General features: G+C 39.6%; 18 protein-coding genes. 9 read left to right on the top strand and 9 right to left on the bottom strand.

The features are described 5' to 3' along the window. Positions 1 to 10: 10 nt before the first annotated feature. From CWB75_RS11215 to CWB75_RS11235, 5 genes are read right to left on the bottom strand one after another with little or no spacing between them, the layout of a single operon-like run. Positions 11 to 1,147 (bottom strand): glycosyltransferase, encoded by a 1,137-nt coding sequence (locus CWB75_RS11215; RefSeq protein WP_109875860.1) that lies wholly within the window; start codon positions 1,145 to 1,147, stop codon positions 11 to 13. A gap of 4 nt (positions 1,148 to 1,151) precedes the next feature. Next, positions 1,152 to 1,856, bottom strand: coding sequence for an acyltransferase (locus CWB75_RS11220; protein ID WP_138570669.1), 705 nt, complete (start codon positions 1,854 to 1,856; stop codon positions 1,152 to 1,154). Continuing rightward, positions 1,822 to 3,213, bottom strand: a complete 1,392-nt coding sequence (locus CWB75_RS11225; RefSeq protein ID WP_055013278.1) for an O-antigen ligase family protein — start codon at positions 3,211 to 3,213, stop codon at positions 1,822 to 1,824. Before CWB75_RS11225 ends, CWB75_RS11220 begins: the two co-directional genes overlap by 35 nt. Continuing rightward, positions 3,206 to 4,618, bottom strand: a complete 1,413-nt coding sequence (locus tag CWB75_RS11230) for a lipopolysaccharide biosynthesis protein (RefSeq protein ID WP_055013277.1) — start codon at positions 4,616 to 4,618, stop codon at positions 3,206 to 3,208. Before CWB75_RS11230 ends, CWB75_RS11225 begins: the two co-directional genes overlap by 8 nt. 9 nt (positions 4,619 to 4,627) lie before the next feature. Further along, complete coding sequence (locus CWB75_RS11235) at positions 4,628 to 5,779, bottom strand: glycosyltransferase (protein ID WP_055013276.1); 1,152 nt, start codon at positions 5,777 to 5,779, stop codon at positions 4,628 to 4,630. A gap of 212 nt (positions 5,780 to 5,991) precedes the next feature. Here CWB75_RS11235 and CWB75_RS11240 point away from each other — a divergent pair, with 212 nt between their 5' ends. Next, positions 5,992 to 6,915: a glycosyltransferase family 2 protein gene (locus CWB75_RS11240; RefSeq protein WP_010392951.1), complete on the top strand. Its 924-nt coding sequence runs from the start codon at positions 5,992 to 5,994 to the stop codon at positions 6,913 to 6,915. Between the two features lie 71 nt (positions 6,916 to 6,986). On the opposite strand, the gene CWB75_RS11245 is transcribed toward CWB75_RS11240, so the two are convergent. From CWB75_RS11245 to CWB75_RS11255, 3 genes are all read right to left on the bottom strand, one after another. Beyond that, positions 6,987 to 7,946: an endonuclease/exonuclease/phosphatase family protein gene (locus tag CWB75_RS11245; protein ID WP_249362324.1), complete on the bottom strand. Its 960-nt coding sequence runs from the start codon at positions 7,944 to 7,946 to the stop codon at positions 6,987 to 6,989. 113 nt (positions 7,947 to 8,059) lie between these two features. After that, the gene (locus tag CWB75_RS11250; protein WP_055013274.1) at positions 8,060 to 8,518 is read right to left on the bottom strand and encodes a hypothetical protein; all 459 of its coding nucleotides are present in this window, start codon (positions 8,516 to 8,518) and stop codon (positions 8,060 to 8,062) included. Continuing rightward, entirely contained in the window at positions 8,518 to 10,713 is a 2,196-nt protein-coding gene (locus CWB75_RS11255) for an LruC domain-containing protein (protein WP_138570670.1), read from the bottom strand. The genes CWB75_RS11250 and CWB75_RS11255 overlap by 1 nt, the downstream gene beginning before the upstream one ends. A 299-nt stretch (positions 10,714 to 11,012) precedes the next feature. On the opposite strand from CWB75_RS11255, the gene gmk reads away from it, so the two are divergent. The 5 genes from gmk (at position 11,013) to CWB75_RS11280 (ending at position 16,424) form a co-directional block, all read left to right on the top strand. Continuing rightward, entirely contained in the window at positions 11,013 to 11,633 is a 621-nt protein-coding gene (gmk, locus tag CWB75_RS11260) for a guanylate kinase (protein WP_138570671.1), read from the top strand. Positions 11,634 to 11,758: 125 nt separating this feature from the next. Next, positions 11,759 to 12,034: a DNA-directed RNA polymerase subunit omega gene (gene rpoZ / locus CWB75_RS11265; protein WP_008108220.1), complete on the top strand. Its 276-nt coding sequence runs from the start codon at positions 11,759 to 11,761 to the stop codon at positions 12,032 to 12,034. A 127-nt stretch (positions 12,035 to 12,161) separates the two neighbouring features. Then, a complete protein-coding gene (gene spoT / locus CWB75_RS11270; RefSeq protein WP_010392967.1) occupies positions 12,162 to 14,267 on the top strand; it encodes a bifunctional GTP diphosphokinase/guanosine-3',5'-bis pyrophosphate 3'-pyrophosphohydrolase in 2,106 nt (701 codons plus the stop codon). Positions 14,268 to 14,279: 12 nt separating this feature from the next. Beyond that, positions 14,280 to 14,672 carry a deaminase RidA gene (gene ridA, locus CWB75_RS11275; protein WP_010392969.1) on the top strand — a complete coding sequence of 131 codons (393 nt, stop codon included), beginning with the start codon at positions 14,280 to 14,282 and terminating at the stop codon, positions 14,670 to 14,672. A 147-nt stretch (positions 14,673 to 14,819) separates the two neighbouring features. Beyond that, positions 14,820 to 16,424 carry a flagellar assembly protein A gene (locus CWB75_RS11280; RefSeq protein WP_138570672.1) on the top strand — a complete coding sequence of 535 codons (1,605 nt, stop codon included), beginning with the start codon at positions 14,820 to 14,822 and terminating at the stop codon, positions 16,422 to 16,424. Positions 16,425 to 16,458: 34 nt separating this feature from the next. Here CWB75_RS11280 and asnA read toward each other — a convergent pair whose 3' ends face one another. Then, the gene (gene asnA / locus CWB75_RS11285) at positions 16,459 to 17,454 is read right to left on the bottom strand and encodes an aspartate--ammonia ligase (RefSeq protein ID WP_138570673.1); all 996 of its coding nucleotides are present in this window, start codon (positions 17,452 to 17,454) and stop codon (positions 16,459 to 16,461) included. A 185-nt stretch (positions 17,455 to 17,639) separates the two neighbouring features. Here asnA and asnC point away from each other — a divergent pair, with 185 nt between their 5' ends. Genes asnC through recG form a run of 3 tightly spaced genes read left to right on the top strand, consistent with a single transcriptional unit; the run spans position 17,640 to position 20,965 of the window. Next, entirely contained in the window at positions 17,640 to 18,098 is a 459-nt protein-coding gene (gene asnC, locus CWB75_RS11290) for a transcriptional regulator AsnC (protein WP_008108204.1), read from the top strand. Between the two features lie 41 nt (positions 18,099 to 18,139). Then, positions 18,140 to 18,826: a tRNA (guanosine(18)-2'-O)-methyltransferase TrmH gene (gene trmH, locus CWB75_RS11295; protein WP_138570674.1), complete on the top strand. Its 687-nt coding sequence runs from the start codon at positions 18,140 to 18,142 to the stop codon at positions 18,824 to 18,826. A gap of 57 nt (positions 18,827 to 18,883) precedes the next feature. Then, on the top strand, positions 18,884 to 20,965 hold the full coding sequence (gene recG, locus CWB75_RS11300) for an ATP-dependent DNA helicase RecG (RefSeq protein ID WP_138570675.1): 2,082 nt from the start codon (positions 18,884 to 18,886) through the stop codon (positions 20,963 to 20,965). The last annotated feature ends 341 nt before the right edge of the window (positions 20,966 to 21,306 follow it).

A 21,306-nucleotide genomic window follows, 5' to 3' on the forward strand; every position in this document is an offset into this window, starting at 1 on the left:
TAGTTATGGTTTAATCGGAGGGATTTAATATTTGTAGATCGTTGATCACAGTGAGAGCTTTTACCGGCCAGCTATGCTCTTTCGCTATGTTTTTTTGGACTGCATGCAATAAACTTAATTTTGCTTGACTGAGTGACAACGCCTGATCAATTTTATCAATAAAGTTATTCTGTGACTGAGCGATAAATATTTGCGAGTGATAATGATTCACTGCCGCAAAATCGGTTGCGACTATCGGTTTGCCTACCGCTAAATATTCTTTTAATTTAAGCGGGTCGCAAGCCCTAATTTGCTCATTATCGACAAATGGTAAAATAGATACATCCCAATGAGCCGAGAAAGATACCAACCGTTTATGCTCAACCGCACTAATATGCGTTACATTTTTAAACTGCAACAACCCTGAAATGGGAGTGGTAATATCGCCAACTAATACCAATTGATATTGCGGCCTAGCAGTGGCCAACGCCATTAACAAAGGGATATCTAGCCAGGCATTGATACTGCCATAAAAGCCAATAATGGGGGTTTTAATAGCGCTGATTTCTGCGGCTTTGTCGACATTACTCGTAAATAAATCAAAGCTCACGCCATGTGTTAGTAACTTAGTTTTTTCAGCAGGCATTTTAGTTTTTAATAACTCGCTGATCACATAAATAAGATCTGCGTTTTTAATCAGCTGCTGCTCAAAAGGCGCAATCAGCATAGGATCAACCCCAGCCAGCGCACTAAAATCGTCACCACAATAATAAATTAGCGAGTCGGTGGCTCTTTTATCAAACAGATAGCATGCCGTTGGCACACTTAACCAATATACAATAGGTTCACTGGTTTTATGAGCACCAATATGACGAGAGAAAACCCAACGGTTATAACAGCGCACTAAGCGATTATCATGCCATGGTAAAATAGGCAGTTTATATACCGTCATATTTTTAGGCGTGGCTATTTTACTATTATTAGAGGGTTGAAATAGCTGCTTAAATTTATTAAAAATACGTTTTATATCGTGCAGCTTTACGCTAGGTTTACGCATTCCTACAGAATTAACCCAATTCACTTGCTGTCTTTTTGCAAGCTCTGAAAATAAATGCTGAGTACTACTAGGGTGGCTCCCCCAATCTTCTGCAAAAACAATAAATTTCATTCGCTCACTCCACTATGTTTTTGACTACTTTAGCCGGATTACCTGCGGCAATAGTAAAATCGGGAATATCTTTGGTTACCACACTGCCCGCCCCTATAATGGCTCCTTTACCTATGGTTACTCCAGCAAGTACCGTAACACCGGTCCCAATCCATGCTCCACGCTTAATAATAATATCGCCAATTTGACTCTCGTCATCACTTTGGCCGTTCGCACGACGTTCACTATCAACTGGGTGACCAGGAAAGCCTGCTAAAAAAACACGTCCCGCAAGTCTTACATCATCTTCAAGTACAATTTTTCGTCCTACCGAAAACGCATTTTGCCAGCCAATATCAACATTATTACCAATACTTAATAGAGGCTCACGCTCATTACTTACACGGCCACACAAAGTACTGATCCCCGAGATCCTGACATCGTTTTTACATTCAATCCTTAATTTTCCAAGCACCTGAGGCATACCCGAATATAAATATAAGCATTTTTTACTGCCTTGAATTTGGCTTTTAAATAATGGGGTGTAATAAAATATTCTCAGCAGTTCATGAACAAACTGCTTTATAAAGTGGTGCAGATGATAAAGCCCACTGTGTAGTAGAGGAATAACGGGTAGCTGTGGATTACGCAGCGACTTTGCAAATTTAAACAAACGTTTTGCCGAGGGGCTGTTACTATTTTTTAGCCAATACTTTAGTTGGGTCACCATAAGACGAATCCTTATTACTATCGATAGTCAGCTTTTCTAGGGCAATGGTCAGCGACAAAATGATGTACAAAGGCCACGTAAAAGCTTGAGTTAAAAACGTACCTGCAACCATAAAACCAATTAAACCGGCTTTTAGCGCATTAGCATTCACTGTCACTTCAGGATTAAAGTTAAGCTTATTAATGCAAAATACTCGAGACAAGCTGCGATAAATACTGGCGATAACCAGTAAAAAAATACATATACCAACAAAGCCTGTTTCACCAAGCACCTGAAACCACGTACTATGCACTGCATGATTCTTGCCATCCCAGTGCGGGCTATAAAAGTAATAGTTTACGAAGAAGTTATTTACCCCAACTCCTGTTAGCGGGTTAGCAAGCGCCATGTTTATTGCAGCTTGCCAAGCATATATTCGACCCATAGCAGACTCGTCAACTCCACTTTCAGCAGCACCACCACTTTGCCTATCTGAAATCCCCGCAAAGACCATCATGGCAAGCATGGCAACTGCCCCACATGCAGCCACAACCACTGGATTTTTTACCTTTTGATATAAAAAGAAACTCAAAATAGCAGCAATACCTAATAGGCCGCCTCGGCTTTGCGTAGCTATCACTCCTGAAATAGCCAAAATTAAACCAACGCCTGCAAATAATCGTCGATATGGATTGTTGTATGTATTAAATAATTCAGCAGCTAAAAAAGACACAGGAAACATCAGCACTAAAGATAAATCATTAGGATCGCCCAGTTGTGAACGATACTCTCGAGAAATAGTGACTCGGGTGCCCTCAACTAGCCCCACACCATTAATTTTGTTATTCAGTGCCACCAGCGCAATGGCCACACCAGAAATCATAATTCCTAGTCTTACGTAACTAAAGTGAGAAAATCGCGTTAACCACCAGCTGATCACAAACACCATAATAAAAACTTTAACCAACACTCCAGACCAATACTCAATAGCAACGCCACGGTTTGAAGCCGAAAACACACACACGGTAAGCCACACAAACCAAATGACAAAAATAAGATGAGCTGAGCTCCAATGCGGTTTTAATGTTTTGGAAATAAATAAATGCCAGAAAATGGCCAGTAAAGAGGCTAGCGCTAAGAGTTTAGGGATTTTAAGCGGCATTAAAAATACAAATGCCTCATGAATCCTAAAATAACTAAATAAAATAAATAAGATAATAAACACAGTACTAATACGCACGGCTAATACGCCAGCAAATGGCAGTAACAATAAAGCAAAAGCAGCTATGGGCCCAAATAACGAATATAAGCTTAAAATAAGCGCCGTTATCACTAAGCCATTTATTAATAAGTAATGCTCTTTATACCAGTTAACCATGCGCCTTCCTTGCTAAAAGCCGTTGCAATATTCCCGTGATGTGGTGTTTATACTTTTTAAATAACACCGCAAACAAACATATCAACACAGCAACCTGTCCTACAATGTAGTAAGACACTTGCGTCACACTTAATGAAAACACAAGAATAAAGCACAGCCAGCTAGGGAGCAGGCTGTGTACTTTAAATGCTAAATGCTCTAGCTTTTGACTAATAGCTACAAACAGTAGCGTTTTTAAAATTTGCGCCAACGCAAGTGATACAACCGCACCTAATATTCCCCATTTTGGCACTAAAAAACTTAATGCAATTAATACGCTTGTAGCACTAACTGCATTAATAATAGTCACAAACAAACCGTTATAGTGAATATAACAACCAATATTAAGTAAATCGCTATGGTGCCTCAGCACAACAATGAGTATTAAACTGGGTAATAGCCACGTATTAAGTAAATAACCTTGTGGTAAAACGAGAGTGAATAAGTGCGGGGCTACAAGTAGCATGATGCTGCAAAGGGCAATCGCAATTTCGAGGCTTAATTCACATAAAAACACATAGTGACTGCGGCTTGAGGTTAACTCGTCAAAACGGCGTGAAAACCACCACATTCTGATTGGCTCAAATGTGAACGAGGTCATGACTGCAAATTGCAGAGCGACATAATATTGAGCGAGCTTTTCTTTGCCCACACTGGCTGCAATATACCAGTTTTCTGCGCCATTATTAGCGTACACAAAGAGCGAAGAGATAATAATGCTTAACAAAAACAGCGTATTCTTAGGCGTAATATTCCATGCGATACATTTAAAACTAATATTAATCGTGCGTACTATTTGCCACAGTGACAATATCAGTACAATAAAACTCGCTACCACACCAGATAGCATAACGCCGGTTACACCAAAGCCTAGATATAGCAAGACGATGGTGAGTAGAGTTTGCCCTACCCCTTGTAAAACAGCTAAATAGCAAAACTGCTTAGCCATTTCGTAATATCGAAAAAAGCAAAATACAATCGACAATACCGACGAAAATGCCAAGTTAACGGCTAATAGTTGCAGATCTATCTGGTTAACAGAGATAGGTAATAAATTCAGCAATAGGTCAGCAAACAATACAACAGTAATTACAAATGCAGTGCTTAACATACTACATAAAATCAACGCATCCCTAAATAAAGCCTGCTTACAAACAACGCTTTTCATTTGCTGTTTAAAAAGCAGTTCAGGTAACCCTAGGCATAACAACAAAGACATTACGGCTGAAATAGAGACTAAAAAATTAAGTTCACCAAACTGTGACGGGCTTAAAAGACGAGTTGAGATAGGGAGTAAAGCAAAGCCAAGCCCTTTGAGCAATAATGTTGATAATCCAAAATAGGCTATTTGCTTCAGTCCGTTCATCTTCATTCCTTAAGAGTTTTGCACCCAAGATGACAGCTTTTTAGCTTGTGAGCTGGCATTAAATTTATTTGCAACCAACCGCTTAGCATTGATACCTTTGGCATATCGTTCATACGGATTAAGCTCACAGAATTGAGTTAAAATAGTCTCTAAACCAATAATGCTTGAAGGCTCACATTTAAAGCCAACAGAATCATTTACAATTTCTTTTGCCCCCATAAGCTTGGTCGTTAGCACAGGAATACCACTTGCCATAGCCTCTTTGAGAACCACAGGCCCGGTGTCTCTGTCACCATTACTAGATACACAAAATGGCGCAACCAGTGCCGAGTAATTACTGGTATTTTTTGATAACCAAAGAGGCGTACGACGCCCCAAAAAGCGAACATCTTTATCAAGACCGAGTTCTTCACACAAAAATTTTAAATCATTCATTAATGGGCCTTCGCCAACGATGTCTAAGCATATTGCGTATTTTTTACTTAATTTTTTTATAGCGGGTAAAAGAAATTGCAGTCCTTTTTTCTCAACTAAGCGTCCAATAAATAACAGTTTAACTGACTCATTAAGTCGATTTGGAGTGCAGCTAAATAGGCTTAAATCAACACCGCAATGCAATAGCTCAACTTTTCCTACCTTGTAATTACTTAGTTTTTGAGCCATGTCTTTACACACAGCAACCGAGAAATCACATAACGAAAGTTTAAGTTTTAGATCGGTATCGTTTACATACACATCATGACCATGGCCGATTGAAGAGACACTAATACCCGCAATTTTGCTAGCAACAATCGAATATGCCAGCGGTGCATGCATAAAGTGACAATGTATATGGGAGATACCGTGCCGCTTAATTATTTCTGCGATGTTTAACCCATACCCTAGAAGCGATATGGCTGAGATTGAGGTAAAGCGAAAAGCAATTTTGGTAGCATTAAGTGCTGCTAACGGTTTCAAGGTTGCAAATTTAGCAGCAGCACCAAAAGACTTTTTAATAATAATTACATTTACACTGCTATCAAGGTTGGCACTGGTATTTAAATTTTCAAAGGTAATAACACTTACTTTATGCCCAGCTTTAACAAGTGCATTTATTTCTGTCACCACAAAGGTTTCCGACGGGATATGGAAGCTTGGTACAACAATACCTATATGTTTCATGCTAAATACTCCAAAAGATTCTGATGGTTATTTCGCAAGAACTGTGCCCGGTTAAAAAGCACTGAAAGTGGTAAGATTTAAGTCAATTTGCGAACATATATTGCAAAATGCAAAGCATTAGACAAAAAACACCCCACAAAGCTATAAAAATACTTGGCGCTTAACTTGCGTAGTACTTACCTAGTTAATTAATAGAAGCCAGGGTGCAGCTCATGAATATAGAAATAAGCGTTATTATCCCAAACTACAATTGCAAACAGTATTTAGCAAAAGCACTGAGCAGTGTTATTGCTCAAAAAAATGTCAGTCTAGAAATTATCGTTGTAGACGATGGCTCAACCGATGGCAGTGTTGATTGGTTGAGAAAAGCGCAGAACACATTTCCACAGCTGGTTATTTTAGAACAAGAAAATACCGGTGTAGTTAATGTACGCAACCGCGCTATTGCAGCTTCTAAAGGGGACTACATTGCATTCTTAGATGCCGACGACTATTGGAGTGATGATAAGTTGTATGAGCAATTAGGTTATATGAAAGAAAACCCCGAATGTGTTTTAAGCTTTACTAACTATATGCATGTAAATGAAGATTATGAGCCAATTGTTGATTGCTTTTCTTTTTGGCCTGAGTTTTCAAAATTTGTTGATAAGAAAGATATGGGATACCAAAACTTAAAATCGCCAATAGACTTGCTTATTTTTGCCAATGTGATTGGTACCTCTTCGGTTATGGTTAAACGTTCAGCCATTAATTATATCGGCCGATTTGATAACATATTAAACAGCGCAAGTGATTGGGATTGCTGGTTAAAACTTGCAAGAATTGGTGATGTAGCTTTTTCGCCGCGCGTAGCCATGGATTACTTGATGAGAGCGGGCTCTATTACCGCAAATCGTAAAAACAGGCTCAATGCGATGAAAGAAATTGTTTCACGCTGCAAAAGAGATGCTGGAATGATTGCACAAATAAAAGCACAAGCACGTATATTAGAATGTTACGGTGAATATTATCGAGAAATAGGCTCAAAGTTCAAAGCGTTATCAATTACAACAGCCGCGTTTACGCTATTCCCGCATAAACGTAATTTACGCCATTTATTACATGATTTAAAAACCACATTTACTACTGCACCATAATTACTTTGCTAATACACAACAAGTAGCGTTTAAGCTACTTGTTGTGTATTAGCCTAAAATAAATACTTCATCTAACTTTTTAAGTTTAATGTATAACTTAATATTTTATGATCGCTTCCTTTAAACTCACTCACTTCCAAAGAAGATAAATTAAACTCTTGATTAAAAATACAATGGTCAATTGGCAAGCCCGTCATTAAAGTGTGCTCTATTGCAGTAGGTGCAAAGCTGGTATATGCATTTGCAGCTGCATAACAACTTTGCGCATTAGACCAATTAAAATAGCCAGACCAGGGAACAATATTTAGATCTCCCGCAATAAACCAAGGATCTATCTCTTTTGTACTCGCCTCGTTCATTACTGATAATAACCGATTACGATTATGCCAATGAGTAGCGGTTCTAGGTGAAGGTGGGTGGGCAATAAAAGCGGTAATTGAGTGCTTATCTAATAATAGCTTAAGCTTTATATAACCTAATCGGTCGCCATCTAATTTAACTTGCTGTCTGTGTATAATCGGTAAACGCGAAATAACCACAATCCCGTAAGGGATCCCTTCGACTTCGCGATAACCAAACAAACTGGCTTTATTTAAAAAAGGCGTGAGTAAATGCCGGTTTAAATCGCTAAACTCTTGCAAAACAAGCACATCCCATTGCTGGTTTTGTAAGTTTTTTAGATGCATGTCTACATAGGGATTATTGTAATTTAGATTAATTTGCTTAACTGTTATCGCAGCCTTCGAGGGAACGACTTCTAATGAATGCAGCGGCACCAGTGAACTTAAATTGATAATACAAATAATCGCAATCACTCCCCCTAGCCATAGTTTTTTTAGCGCAAGCAGTAACAATGCAAAAAACAACGCAGCAGCTAACAAAGGAAACCGAAAGGATATTAATAAATCAGCGTAATAAAATTGCCACGGATTAAATGCGGCAACAATTAGCATAAATGCAATTACTGTAATGACAGCAATGCTATAACCTCTTTTTGAATTACACCGCCTACTCGAAATAACCTTGAACATGAACGCCCCTTTTAACAATAAAAAAGAATATACCTGAGTATATTCTTTATCTTAACTTTAAGTTTTATCAATTAAGCCGAAAAAACTTAACCAGAACTCGACATAACCTGATGTTATCTAATCTCAAACATTTGGTTTTGTGTTTGAGCATCAAACTGCCAAGTAAAAGCAAGTGGTTGGGTGCTGGTATCGTAAAACCAAATTTCCGCTACTAGCTCTATATCTTGTCTGCTCATCGCAAGGGTAGTTGTGAGTGCCCCTTGCGTTAAAGGGGCTCTAAATAAGCAATTATTGTAATCTGCTCGCTCTGCATTCGATTTTTTCTGACAAATATTCAGATACGCTCTTTCATCACCTCTAGAAAGCGCTACATCAATAGCTAAATTAAATTTTGTTGATAAGTTAAAGTCATTATTGATAACTAAGTTTGCCATTCCTTGGGGCTCGGCTGTTACTGGATCAGCAACTGGTGGAGCTACATTAGTCGGGGCAGGTGCTGCACTTTCATCGCCTCCGCCCCCGCAGGCTGTTAACAGTGATAATGAGCATAAGATAACGGTTAATTTATTCATTACTGTTCTCCTTTAACAACCACACTCGGTGCGTTGTAACTGTTGAACCACTGCGGCGCTTGCTGACCTGACGACTGCGCAAAATTAGCAAAACGATCATAAGCGTTGGTGATGTCTACCCCTTCAAGTGGATGTAGCCACTGCATACCGACTTCAATCGCCCATGGAAGGCCATTTTCAGTTTGAAAAAATAACTCAGAGGCTTGCTGAGTGGCATCATCTGCACCATTAACAGCGAATAAACTACTATCGAAAGCCTCTGTTGGCGCTTGGTTTTTTAGATGAACTTCCCAGCTTCTTGCATTTTTACCAACTAAAAAGTCACCATGATAAAATCCTTCGGCACCAAAAATGAATGGGTCGAGTAGCGTACCAGGTGCATTCGCTAGCGCTTTAGCTGCTTTTAATGGAATAGTCATACTAAACGTTACTTTACTGTTTGCGTCACAATTGCTTTCGGTTCTAAAGTAATCGCAGCCAGCTTGCTTCGTAATATGTTGCCAAGTATCTTGCATAAAAATCAAAATTGCCTGATCACGGTTTGCTTCTAATGGCGAGTCTAGTTGCGGCTCTCCATTGATAGTGTAAATAATATTTTGCTCATCAATTTCACTACTTAAAATTGTATTGGTTATGTTATTAATAGTTTCTGTAAGCCTAACAGCAAAACCATTATGATAAGTTGCACCCACCCCAACAAGTTGACCATCAATTTTATAGCCAACCACATTGCTTCCTTCAATTAGCTGCGTAGTACGATAATTTACAACCACATCATTAAAGTCGTAATCGCCTGAAAACGGCCATTTATCTTCATAGGCAAGCGTTACCCAATCGTTTTCACCAGGGTAAACAGCGCTAGCAAATGTAGTTATTGGATAATCTTCCACTTCGCCACCTAGCACTCCACCCGTGGCAGTAATTAATGATGCCTCAGAACCATCAGTAACTCGAAAGCGAGCCCATGTTTGTCCTGCTTTAACATTACTCGGTACGCTAACTAAAATACTATTATCACCTTTGTTAAGCTGATACTTAGTTACCATGCGTTCGGATTCACTAAAGCCACCATTTTGATCCCAGTCAAACCAAGCATATAAAAAGCTATCAGCTGACGCGTTGACAATGATTTGGCTATCTTGTCCTGCAGCAATCGCGGTAACAAAGCTAACCCCGTCATCAGAGTCATCTATGGGGTTATTGATTAAATCGTCATTCGTATTGATATTTTCGCCATCGACCGTCTCACCCAAGTAAATAAGATTACTGCCAGTACTACTAGGATCAAATAAGTGTCGAGCGCCACTTTGCTCAAGACTCGTGTTATATGGACGAGGAGCATCACCAAAATCAATAGAACTATCGGTAACTGCAACTTCTGCAATAGCGCATCGCGCACCATCATTTTGACTAGATTTAGGCCCTGAGGTAAATACGTTTGCTGTTGGTGTGTAGCCAACTACGGGGCTAATACTTAAATTAACTTTATGTATTTTTCCGCTTTTGTTATTACTAAAGTAAAACTGACCGTCAATATCAAAGTAAGCGGCACCAAATGCGCCCGTATCATCACCAATATCGAGCTGAGTTATAAATTTAGAGGTATTATTAGCAACGTTAATTTCATGCAAATCGCCATTTGATTCAACTGCATAAAGTAAATTACTTTGTGGATGAAAGGCAAAATCATAAATTCCTAAATTCCAGTTGGCACTATTAGGTAAAAGCTGTGCAGTAATTTCAGCGGTTAGATCTGAGTTTAAATCGATTTCGTAAAGGCCAAACCGAGGAGTATAAACATAATATGAAGCGCGCTGATTTGCTGCATCGCCTGTTACCTGAATGTCACCTACATAAAAATTAGTATCTGGCAGCCCTGTGATATTTAAGCGAGCCATTTGGTAGTTACTGTCTATTTGCACCACACTTTTTGGTGCTTGGCGACTAAAGCCATACAAATACTGATCTTTATAATTAAAGCCAATGGCATTTACGCTTTCATTGTTTGCCTCAGTAGCAAACGTTAAAGTCGCGGCTAACACCGTAGGCTTAGCCGATACTAAATCTATACCGTATAACTGTGCTTTAGCATCTTGCATTAAAAAAGCCTGGCTTGGACAATTCTCAAATGGCTGACTAAAAACGGTGCAAGGCCACAATACACAGCAAACTTTTCCGAGATGGGTTAATTTCATACGTAAGCCCTCTATAGTTACATAGTTGAACTAATGCAGACTTTATTCCAAACTTTAACCTATTGAATTTAAATAATAATAAAAAATTACATCACTTAGATATGCAAGTTGCAACACATGTCTTTGCATTATGCGAGAGTAAAAATCACCTTCACAAACTCTCTGTATCTATGCTCTTAGACACGGGCTATTTGCTCTAAGTATGCAGCAGTTGAGTAAGCTTCATTAAATAAAGTACAATAGTAAAATTAAGGCAGGCCTTTTTAACGGCTGTGCTTGTTCATTTTAGGTAAAAAATCATGGCACACTCTCGCGGAAACTTATTCATTTTATCGGCACCTTCTGGGGCAGGTAAATCTAGCTTAATAAATGCACTACTGAAAAAGCATACTGATATGAAAGTATCGGTATCGCACACCACTCGCGCACCGCGCCCTGGTGAAAATAATGCAGAACATTACCACTTTGTATCAGTTGATGAGTTTAAAGCGCTGATTGCCAAAGATGATTTTTTTGAATGGGCACAAGTATTTGATAACTATTATGGTACTTCTAAGCAAGCGATTGAAGAGCAACTCGCCGCAGGTATTGATGTATTTTTAGATATTGACTGGCAAGGCGCTCGCCAAGTTCGAGAAATAATGGACGACGTAAAAACTATCTTTATTCTTCCGCCATCAAAACAAGAACTAGAGCAACGTTTAAATAATCGCGGCCAAGACTCTGCTGAAATTATTGCAGGTCGAATGGCGCAAGCTCAATCAGAAACCTCTCATTACAACGAATACGACTATGTTGTAGTGAATGATGATTTTGATACTGCTCTATGCGATTTAGAAACCATAGTAATTGCACAGCGATTAACGCTAAAAGCACAAACAACACGTCATCAAACTTTAATTAATGAGCTGCTCAAGTAATCTAAATTACGATTAATTTTCGGTTCATGCCTTAAAATAGATAAAAATTAACCACTGGCTATTGGCGAAACTTGCTGCGTGCAGTAAACTACGCCTTTGCTTTTAAATTATTTTGGAGTGCTAAGATGGCTCGCGTAACAGTTGAAGATGCAGTAGATGCAATTGGTAATCGTTTTGACTTAATTTTAGTTGCGGCCCGTCGTGCCCGCCAAATTGCTGTTGGTGGTAAAGATCCACTAGTAGATCCTGAGAACGATAAGCCGACAGTTGTTGCTTTACGTGAAATCGAACTTGGTTTAGTTGATAATTCTTCAATGGATGTTATTGACCGTGAAGAACAACAACATCAAGAAGCGGCAGAACTAGCTGCTGTTGCTGCCATTGTTGGTGGCAACCAATAATCAACCGCCCGGTCTGATTTAGCTAACGGCATAGTTTTTCAACTATAGCCGTTGGCAATCCTTTGTTTTCATCGTATATTCGTAACTTATCCTAACTTATTTGCTTCACGAGAACATTGGAGTGTGAATGTATCTTTTTGAAGGTCTTAAAAAGAAAATCTCAAAATACTTGCCAGCAGACGATGTTGAGCTAGTTCAAAAAGCCTACGTGGTAGCCCGAGAGGCTCATGAGGGTCAAACTCGTTCAAGTGGCGAGCCTTACATTACTCACCCCGTTGAAGTCACTCAAATATTAGCAAGCATGCATCTTGACCATGAAACGCTCATGGCAGCACTCATGCATGATGTGATTGAAGATACCGATTTTAGCCAACAAGATTTAGCTGAAATATTTGGTGAAACGGTGGCAGAACTCGTAGAGGGTGTGAGCAAGCTTGATAAATTGAGCTTCAAAGATAAAAAAGAGTTCCAAGCTGAAAACTATCGAAAAATGATTATGGCAATGACCCAAGATATTCGGGTTATTTTAATCAAGCTAGCTGATAGAACACACAACATGCGCACATTAGGCGCACTTCGTCCTGATAAACGCCGCCGTATTGCTCGTGAAACCCTTGAGATTTATGCACCAATTGCTAATCGCTTAGGTATTCATGATATAAAAAATGAGCTAGAAGATTTAGGTTTTCAAGCACTGTACCCTATGCGTCATCGTGCACTTAAATCGGAAGTGGCTAAAGCGCGTGGTAATCGCAAAGAAGTTATTTCAAATATTCAAACTGAAATTGAAGCTCGCCTTGAAGAATCTGGCATAAAAGCGACCGTATCAGGCCGTGAAAAGCATCTATACAGTATTTATAAAAAAATGCTCAACAAAGAGCTGCTGTTTAACGAAGTCATGGATATTTACGCATTTCGTATTGCAGTAGACTCTATGGATACCTGTTATCGCGTACTTGGTGTAGCTCATAACTTATATAAGCCAATTGAAACCCGCTTTAAAGACTATATTGCTGTACCAAAAACTAATGGTTACCAATCATTACATACTTCTTTAGTTGGCCCGCATGGTATTCCTGTAGAAATTCAAATCCGTACTTTAGATATGGATCACATGGCTGATAAAGGGGTCGCAGCTCACTGGATGTATAAAAAGTCGGGTGATAATGCGGGTCATACTGCGCAACAGCGCGCACGCCAATGGATGCAAAGCTTATTGGAATTACAACAAAGCGCAGGTTCCTCGTTTGAATTTGTAGAGAATGTAAAAACAGAGCTATTCCCAGAAGAAATTTATGTCTTTACCCCAGATGGTCGGATTATTGAACTTCCTATGGGTGCAACGGCGGTTGATTTTGCTTATGCCGTTCATACTGATGTAGGTAATACTTGTGTCGGTGCACGTGTGAACCGCAAGCCTTATCCTTTAAGTAAAGCCATTGATACAGGGCAAACAATAGAGATTATTACCAGTTCAGGCGCTCACCCTAACGCAACATGGCTTAACTTTATTGTTACTGGCAAAGCACGCTTAGGCGTACGCAACTACCTTAAAAGTCAACAGCATGAAGAAGCGTTATTACTTGGTCGTCGCTTACTTGACTCAGCGCTAGGGGAAAACAAATTTGATAACCTGCCAGCTGAAAATATTACCCGAGTGCTTGAAGAGCATGAGCTTTCCTCTACCTTAGAACTGCTAGTAGAGATTGGCTCAGGTAACTTAATGAGTATGCTGATTGCTAAACGCTTGTTACAAAACGACAATGATGATTTAAACGACATCGCAAAGCGTGCCAAGGCAACTATTATTGGTACCGAAGGTATGTTGGTTAATTATTCTAAATGTTGTCGTCCTGTACCTGGAGACGCTATTACTGCCCATGTTAGCCAAGGTAAAGGTTTAACCGTTCATCGCCAAGAGTGTAAAAATATTCGTGGTTGGGAAAATGATCGTTCGAAATACCTAGTCGTAAAATGGGATGATAATCCAGAAAAAGAATATATAGCGGCTTTAAGAGTAGAAATCATTAACCACCAAGGTGCGCTGGCTAAATTAACCAATGTGGTCGCCACTACGCAGGCCAATATTGTAGAAATAGCTACCGATGAAAAAGAAAGTAATTTATACGTGATAGACTTAGGGATCACAGTTAAAAACCGTATTCATGTCGCCAATATTATGCGCCGCATACGTGTTATGCCCGATGTACAAAAAGTCTATCGTAAAAAATAAAATAGGAACATCATGAATAAAGCATTTATATCAACGGATAAAGCACCTGCAGCAATTGGTACATATAGCCAAGCAGTAAAAGTGGGTACAGCTGTTTATTTATCAGGGCAAATACCACTTGTCCCAGAAACAATGGACGTTATTTCTGAAGACTTTAGTGAGCAAACACATCAAGTATTTAAAAATATCAGTGCGGTTTGTGAGGAAGCTGGCGGTTCTATTCAAGACCTAGTAAAAGTTAATATTTACCTTACTGATCTTTCAAACTTTGCCATTGTGAACGAAGTTATGAGCCAATATTTTAAACAGCCTTACCCTGCGCGTGCAGCTATTGGCGTTCGTGCACTCCCTAAAGGTGTACAAGTAGAAATTGACGGCATTATGGAACTTCCTTCAACAAACTAACCTCTATAAGCTATGAGCGCCGCTCATAGCTTTTATCCCATTCTATAGCTACACTTTGATGAATTCTTGACTCAAAACTAAAATTCTAGCACTCTGTAATCACGTTATTTTATTAAACCTTACTTTTGTAGTAGAAAAGGATAACTTGTGTTTAAGCTTGCTCATAATGGCAATGTATTGCTCGATACGAGTAAATCTGCACCCACCAGTGCTGCTTTTATCATTGAAGCAATTGAACAATCGCCTTACAGCGAGTGTGAAATCGATCATGACGCCATAAATAACTATTTCAGTAGTGCAACACCTGAACGAATCTTAGTCGTTGCAACACGCCACGATGCAACCTTAATCGTTGAAATCAGCGATGATAAAATGCTAGCCACTGGCACGCTCACTCTCGCCAAAGGTGGCGCAACACTCAGTTTTGATGAAGCTAAAAAAGAATTAGTGAAAGCGCATGTTGCTAGAGGTTATAAACAAGCATTTTTAGAGCAGCTTTTACAAAAGCAATTTGAGCTTCCTCCGGGCTCTGTAGTTAGCGGACCACTCGCTAAAGGACGTTTACCTACTGACGGCCAAGATAGTAAATTTAAAGCCATGGTTAAAACCTTAAAAGACCGCCTTAAAGCACCCAAATTAAAAGAAGATGGTAGTGTTGATATGCGTGATTTTGGTAAATTAGCAAGTGTTAAACCGGGTGAATTACTAATCCAGCAGCAACCTGCGACTCCTGGTCAAGAAGGGTTTACCGTGATAGGTGATGTTTTACCAGCCAAACCAGGGCAAGTTCATGCCCTAATTGCAGGTGAGGGTACTGAAATATCAAAAAATAACCCGATGGAATTACTTTCAACTATTGCCGGCGTGCCTGTTGAAATAAATAACGGAATGCGTGTTGACGATATTTTCACTGTTAACGATGTGTCTGTAAAAACAGGCCATATCGACTTTGAAGGTAGTGTAATAGTTAGTAAAAATGTAGAGCCAGGGATGAGGATAAATGCAACAGGTGACATTACCGTTTTTGGTACAGTCGAATCTGGAGAATTAACCGCCGGTGGCGATATACTTGTAAAACAAGGAGTGATTGGTCATCAAAAGCCTGAAGATAAATCACTGTCTTGCAGAATAATTTGCGCAGGTGATGTGCATGCCTCACACTCTCAATATTGCTACATTGAAGCTAACAGCATATTGCTTGACCGCCAAGCCAGCCACAGCTCAATGAAAGCAAAAGATATAATTCAAATTGGTCAATCAGAACTACCTAAAGGAAAGTTATTTGGAGGTGAAATTTTAGATGCCACTAAACTAATTGCCGGAGAGATTGGTAACGAATCAGGGGCTAAAATGGCAATTAATTTAGCCGCTTCAGCTACTCAAATGACCAAAGATATTGATAAATATTTTAGTGAATTAACAGCTGCAAATGAACAGGTTGATAGCTTACAAGCTGCATTAGAAAAAGCAGATTTAATTAAAGATGCTGATAAAAAAAGCGAGCTCATGAATAAGATTGGATCAACTCAGATACATCATAGTCAACAAGCTGAACAACTAGAAAAGCAGATAGCGAGTTTAGAGCAAAAACTAAATACCATGCTCGATGAAGCCATTTTAACCGTAAATACCGTTTTACATTCTGGAGTGGAAATTCATATATTCAACAAGTTACTTAAAACAACTCGTAACTTTCCACCAAGTAATGTTAAGTTAGAAAACAATAAAATAGAAATTGAGTTTAAAACTTAATTATAAGGAGCTGTTAGTGACAGCCCCTTATTCTTTATAGTAAACCGTCTACACTGTCATAGGTTTGCGCTGGCCACACACCTACCTGCACTTGCCCTATGTGTTGTTTTTGTAATAACAGCATAGCCAAGCGAGACTGACCAATACCACCACCAATTGTTTGAGGAAATTTACTTTCTAACAATGCTTTATGCCAATCAAACTCTAAACGGTCTTCGTCACCGGTAATTCCCAATTGAGCTTGCAAAACTTCAGGGCTCACTCGAATTCCCATAGATGATATTTCGAAAGCATCTTCAAGAATTGGATTCCATACTAAAATATCGCCATTTAATCCCATATACTGATCACATGTTGGTGTTGACCAATCGTCGTAATCTGGCGCTCTCACATCATGAATTTTACCATCACTTAATGCTCCGCCAATACCAATTAAAAACACAGCACCATATTCTTGAGCAATCGCTTTCTCACGCTGCTTAGCGCTAAAGTCAGGGTACATTTTACGCAGTTCTTCACTGTGTACAAAAGTAATTTTAGCTGGTAAAAATGCCCTTAAGCCAAAGCTTGCACTAACATATTGTTCAGTGACTTTAATACCTTGGTAAATTGTTTCAACCGTTTGCTTGAGAGTAGATAGCGAACGCTGCGTACTTTCACAAATAACTTGCTCCCAATCCCATTGATCAACATAAACAGAATGGATTGGGCTTAGTGAATCTTCATCAGGTCGCAACGCTTTCATTTGCGTATAAATTCCCTCACCTTGTGAAAAGCCATATTCACCCAAGGTTTTACGCTTCCACTTAGCAAGAGAATGCACCACTTCGTAACGGCTATCTGCAATTGCTTTAATATTTACAGCCACGGCGTTCTCGTGCCCACTTAAGTTATCCTGTGTACCGTCGCCTACTTTAGCTAAAATAGGCGCTTGAACTTCAATTAAGCCCAGTTTTTGTTCTAATTGCTGCGAAAAGAACTGCTTAACTTTACTTATTTGCTGCTGCTGCTGCACATAATGTGAACTCATAATAATTGGCCTCATTCCCAGTTATTGTATTTACTACTTAGCGCACAATTACGCTTCAATGAGGTTATCGTAACAATTAAACCATTTAATTCAATATCCCATAATAAAAATAGCTTTACGATATTAAAACCATTAAAAAAATGGTATAAAAATAATTAATACCACAATTAAAGACGGTTAAATCTATGGAAAATTATCAAATCGATAATCTTGATAAACAGATTCTGCATGCATTAATGGATAATGCGCGTACACCTTATGCTGAATTAGCAAAACGCTTTAGTGTAAGCGCAGGAACAATTCATGTGCGAATCGAAAAAATGAAACATGCAGGGATCATCACAGGTACTCAACTAACCATTAATACAAAGCAATTAGGTTACGATGTGTGTTGTTTTATTGGTATTAATTTGAACAACGCGCGCGATTATCCGCAAACACTTATAAAATTAGAATCATTAGAGGAAGTGGTCGAAGCATATTACACCACTGGTAATTACAGTATTTTTATTAAAGTAATGACCCGCTCTATCGATCATCTACAAGATGTATTAATCAATAAAATACAGGCAATAGAAGCCATTCAATCAACCGAAACCCTGATCTCATTACAAAACCCGATTAGTCGAACAGTGGTGCCTTAAGGTGAAAAATCTCGTATAATTTGCCGAAAAAGAGGACTCCCATGCAGCAAACTCGTTACCAAAGAATCGAAAGTGTACTTTCACGTCGTCAAACCGACCTTACCGTGTGTTTAGAAGACGTACACAAACACCATAACTTATCAGCAATTGTTAGAACGGCTGATGCCGTTGGTTGTCATCATGTGCATGCCGTGTGGCCAGAAAAACAAAAGTGGCTAACCAATAATACCTCTGGTGGTAGTAAAAACTGGTTAGACACACATCTTCACAGAAACATTGATGATGCCGTTGCAAGTATGCGTGCTCATAATCCTGATGTACAAATTTTAGCGACGCATTTAAGTGAAGATGCTGTCGACTTCAGAGAAATTGATTACACCAAACCTACTGCAATTATTGTCGGCCAAGAAAAAACGGGGATCTCTCCACAAGCCTTAGAGTATGCAGATCAAAACATCATTATTCCAATGCAAGGCATGGTGCAGTCGTTAAATGTATCCGTTGCAGCAGCCCTAATTTTATTTGAGGCGCAGCGTCAACGTGATCTAGCTGGTTTATACAATAGAAATATGCTGAGTGAAGAAATTAAGCACCCAATGTACTTTGAAGGCTGCCACCCAATTATTGCAAGGCAATGCAAACAAAAAAACCTACCTTACCCTGCTCTTGATGAAAACGGCGAAATTGTTGCTGATGAACAGTATTGGCAGGCGTTAAAACATACTTGATGCATATACAGTGTATCAGTACACTTAACTTATTAAATACTAATAATTGAGCCTACATTGTCTAAACCTAGCTTAAGCCAATACCCAATCACAGAACTTAAAGGCGTTGGTCCTAAAATGGCTGAACGGCTTTTAAAGCTAGGTATTAGTACAGTACAGGACATACTATTTCATTTGCCGCTTAGGTATGAAGACAGAACCCGTATTTATACAATTAGTGAGTTGACCCCTCATAGCCACGTAACTGTTCAAGCAACCATTGAAACCAGTCAAATAACCTTTGGAAAGCGGCGCATGCTGGTTTGCCAAATAAATGATGGTACAGGTAGGTTAACACTACGATTTTTTAATTTTACCGCAGCACAAAAAAATGCATTTAGCACAGGCAAAATAATTCGTTGCTTTGGCGAAATACGTCGCGGACGTATTGGCTTTGAAATGAGTCATCCTGAATACAGTATTAGCGACACTTTTGAACAACAACCAACATCATCAACACTTACGCCAGTCTACTCAACAACCGAGGGGTTAAAGCAGCTCTCTATTAGGGCGTTGAGTGAACAGGCAATAGAATTACTTCAAAAGTATGCAGTAGAAGAGCTACTTCCCCAACAATGGCAACCATCGCAACTACCGTTAAGTGATGCGTTATTATTACTGCATCGCCCTCCTAATGATGTTGATATAAGTGCGCTTGAACAAGGGACTCACCCAGCTCAGCAGCGGCTCGTATTTGAAGAATTACTGGCGCAAAATCTCAGTTTATTAAAAGTAAGAGAACAGGGACAACAAGTTAAAGCCGTTGCACTTGAGCCCACTAATTCATTAGAAACACAATTTTTAGCACAATTACCCTTTGCGCCAACCAATGCACAAAGCCGTGTGGTATCAGAAATTAAAGAAGATATGCAACACGCTTACCCTATGATGCGACTTGTCCAAGGGGACGTTGGCTCTGGTAAAACACTAGTCGCAGCACTGAGCGCGTTAACTGCGATAGCAAAAGGCTACCAGGTCGCATTAATGGCGCCAACAGAGATATTGTCAGAGCAACACGGAATCAACTTTTCTAGCTGGTTTGAAAGCCTTGGAATAACGGTTGCTTGGTTAGGTGGTAAAACAAAAGGTAAAGAGCGCGTAAGTACACTTGCAATGATCGCCTCAGGTGAAGCGCAAATGATTATCGGTACCCATGCGTTATTTCAAGATGAAGTAAAATTTAACAATCTTGTACTTATCATTATTGATGAACAACACCGCTTTGGAGTTCATCAACGTTTATCATTGCGTGAAAAAGGCCGTTTTAGTGATTGTTATCCACATCAGCTAGTAATGACAGCAACTCCTATACCACGTACGCTGGCGATGACTGCCTATGCAGACTTAGAAACCTCAGTGATTGACGAATTACCACCTGGGCGGACTCCTATCACTACAGTTGCGATTCCTGATACTCGTCGAGATGACATTATTAGTCGCGTAAAACTTGCCTGTAACGAACAAGGTCGACAGGTTTACTGGGTATGTACACTAATAGACGAGTCTGAAGTACTACAATGCCAAGCAGCGGAAGACAGTGCATTACAGCTAAAAGAAGCATTACCTGAGCTTGCTATTGGCTTAGTCCATGGGCGAATGAAAGCTACGGAAAAGCAAGCCATTATGAGCGACTTTAAAGCGGGTAAAATTCATGTACTTGTAGCAACAACCGTGATCGAAGTTGGGGTTGATGTGCCTAATGCGAGTTTGATTATTATCGAAAACCCTGAGCGCCTAGGTTTAGCACAGCTTCACCAACTACGTGGCCGCGTAGGCCGTGGAGCTACGGCATCTCACTGCGTGCTTTTATACCATGCACCACTTTCACATACCGCACAGAAACGGTTAGGAGTACTGCGCGATAGTAACGACGGATTTGTTATCGCAGAACGTGATTTAGAAATACGCGGCCCAGGTGAAGTCCTTGGAACAAAACAAACCGGCTTAGCAGAATTTAAAATTGCAGACTTAACAAGAGATAAGCAGACCTTAAATCAAGTTAGACCCATAGCACAACAGATGTTGAAGCAATATCCTCAGTATGTAGACCCTCTCATTCAACGCTGGTTAGGCAACAAGTCAAATTACGCACAAGCTTAGTAACTTATTCGCATAAAGCCACATATTAATTTTCCCAACTAGTTATTCCCTATACCACAACTATTTCCCTACACCTTGCTCCTGTATTTTCACTTTCCTGTAGACGTAAAAAAGCCCGACTCTTTTGAATCAGGCTTGCTTGTATTTAGAGTCGGTGCGCTACTTTGCCCATGGGTTTCGTAATACTCAACCACGCTACGATGGTCAGGTTAACGCTGTGCAGCTGATAGCTGACGGCTAATACTTTCACTTTCCTGCAGACGTAAAAAAGCCCGACTCTTTCGAATCGGGCTTTCTCTTATTTGGAGCCTGGTAATGTCCTACTTTCACATAACAAATTC

This window comes from Pseudoalteromonas sp. S1608 (assembly GCF_005887265.1).
Classification (GTDB): Bacteria; Pseudomonadota; Gammaproteobacteria; order Enterobacterales; family Alteromonadaceae; genus Pseudoalteromonas; species Pseudoalteromonas undina.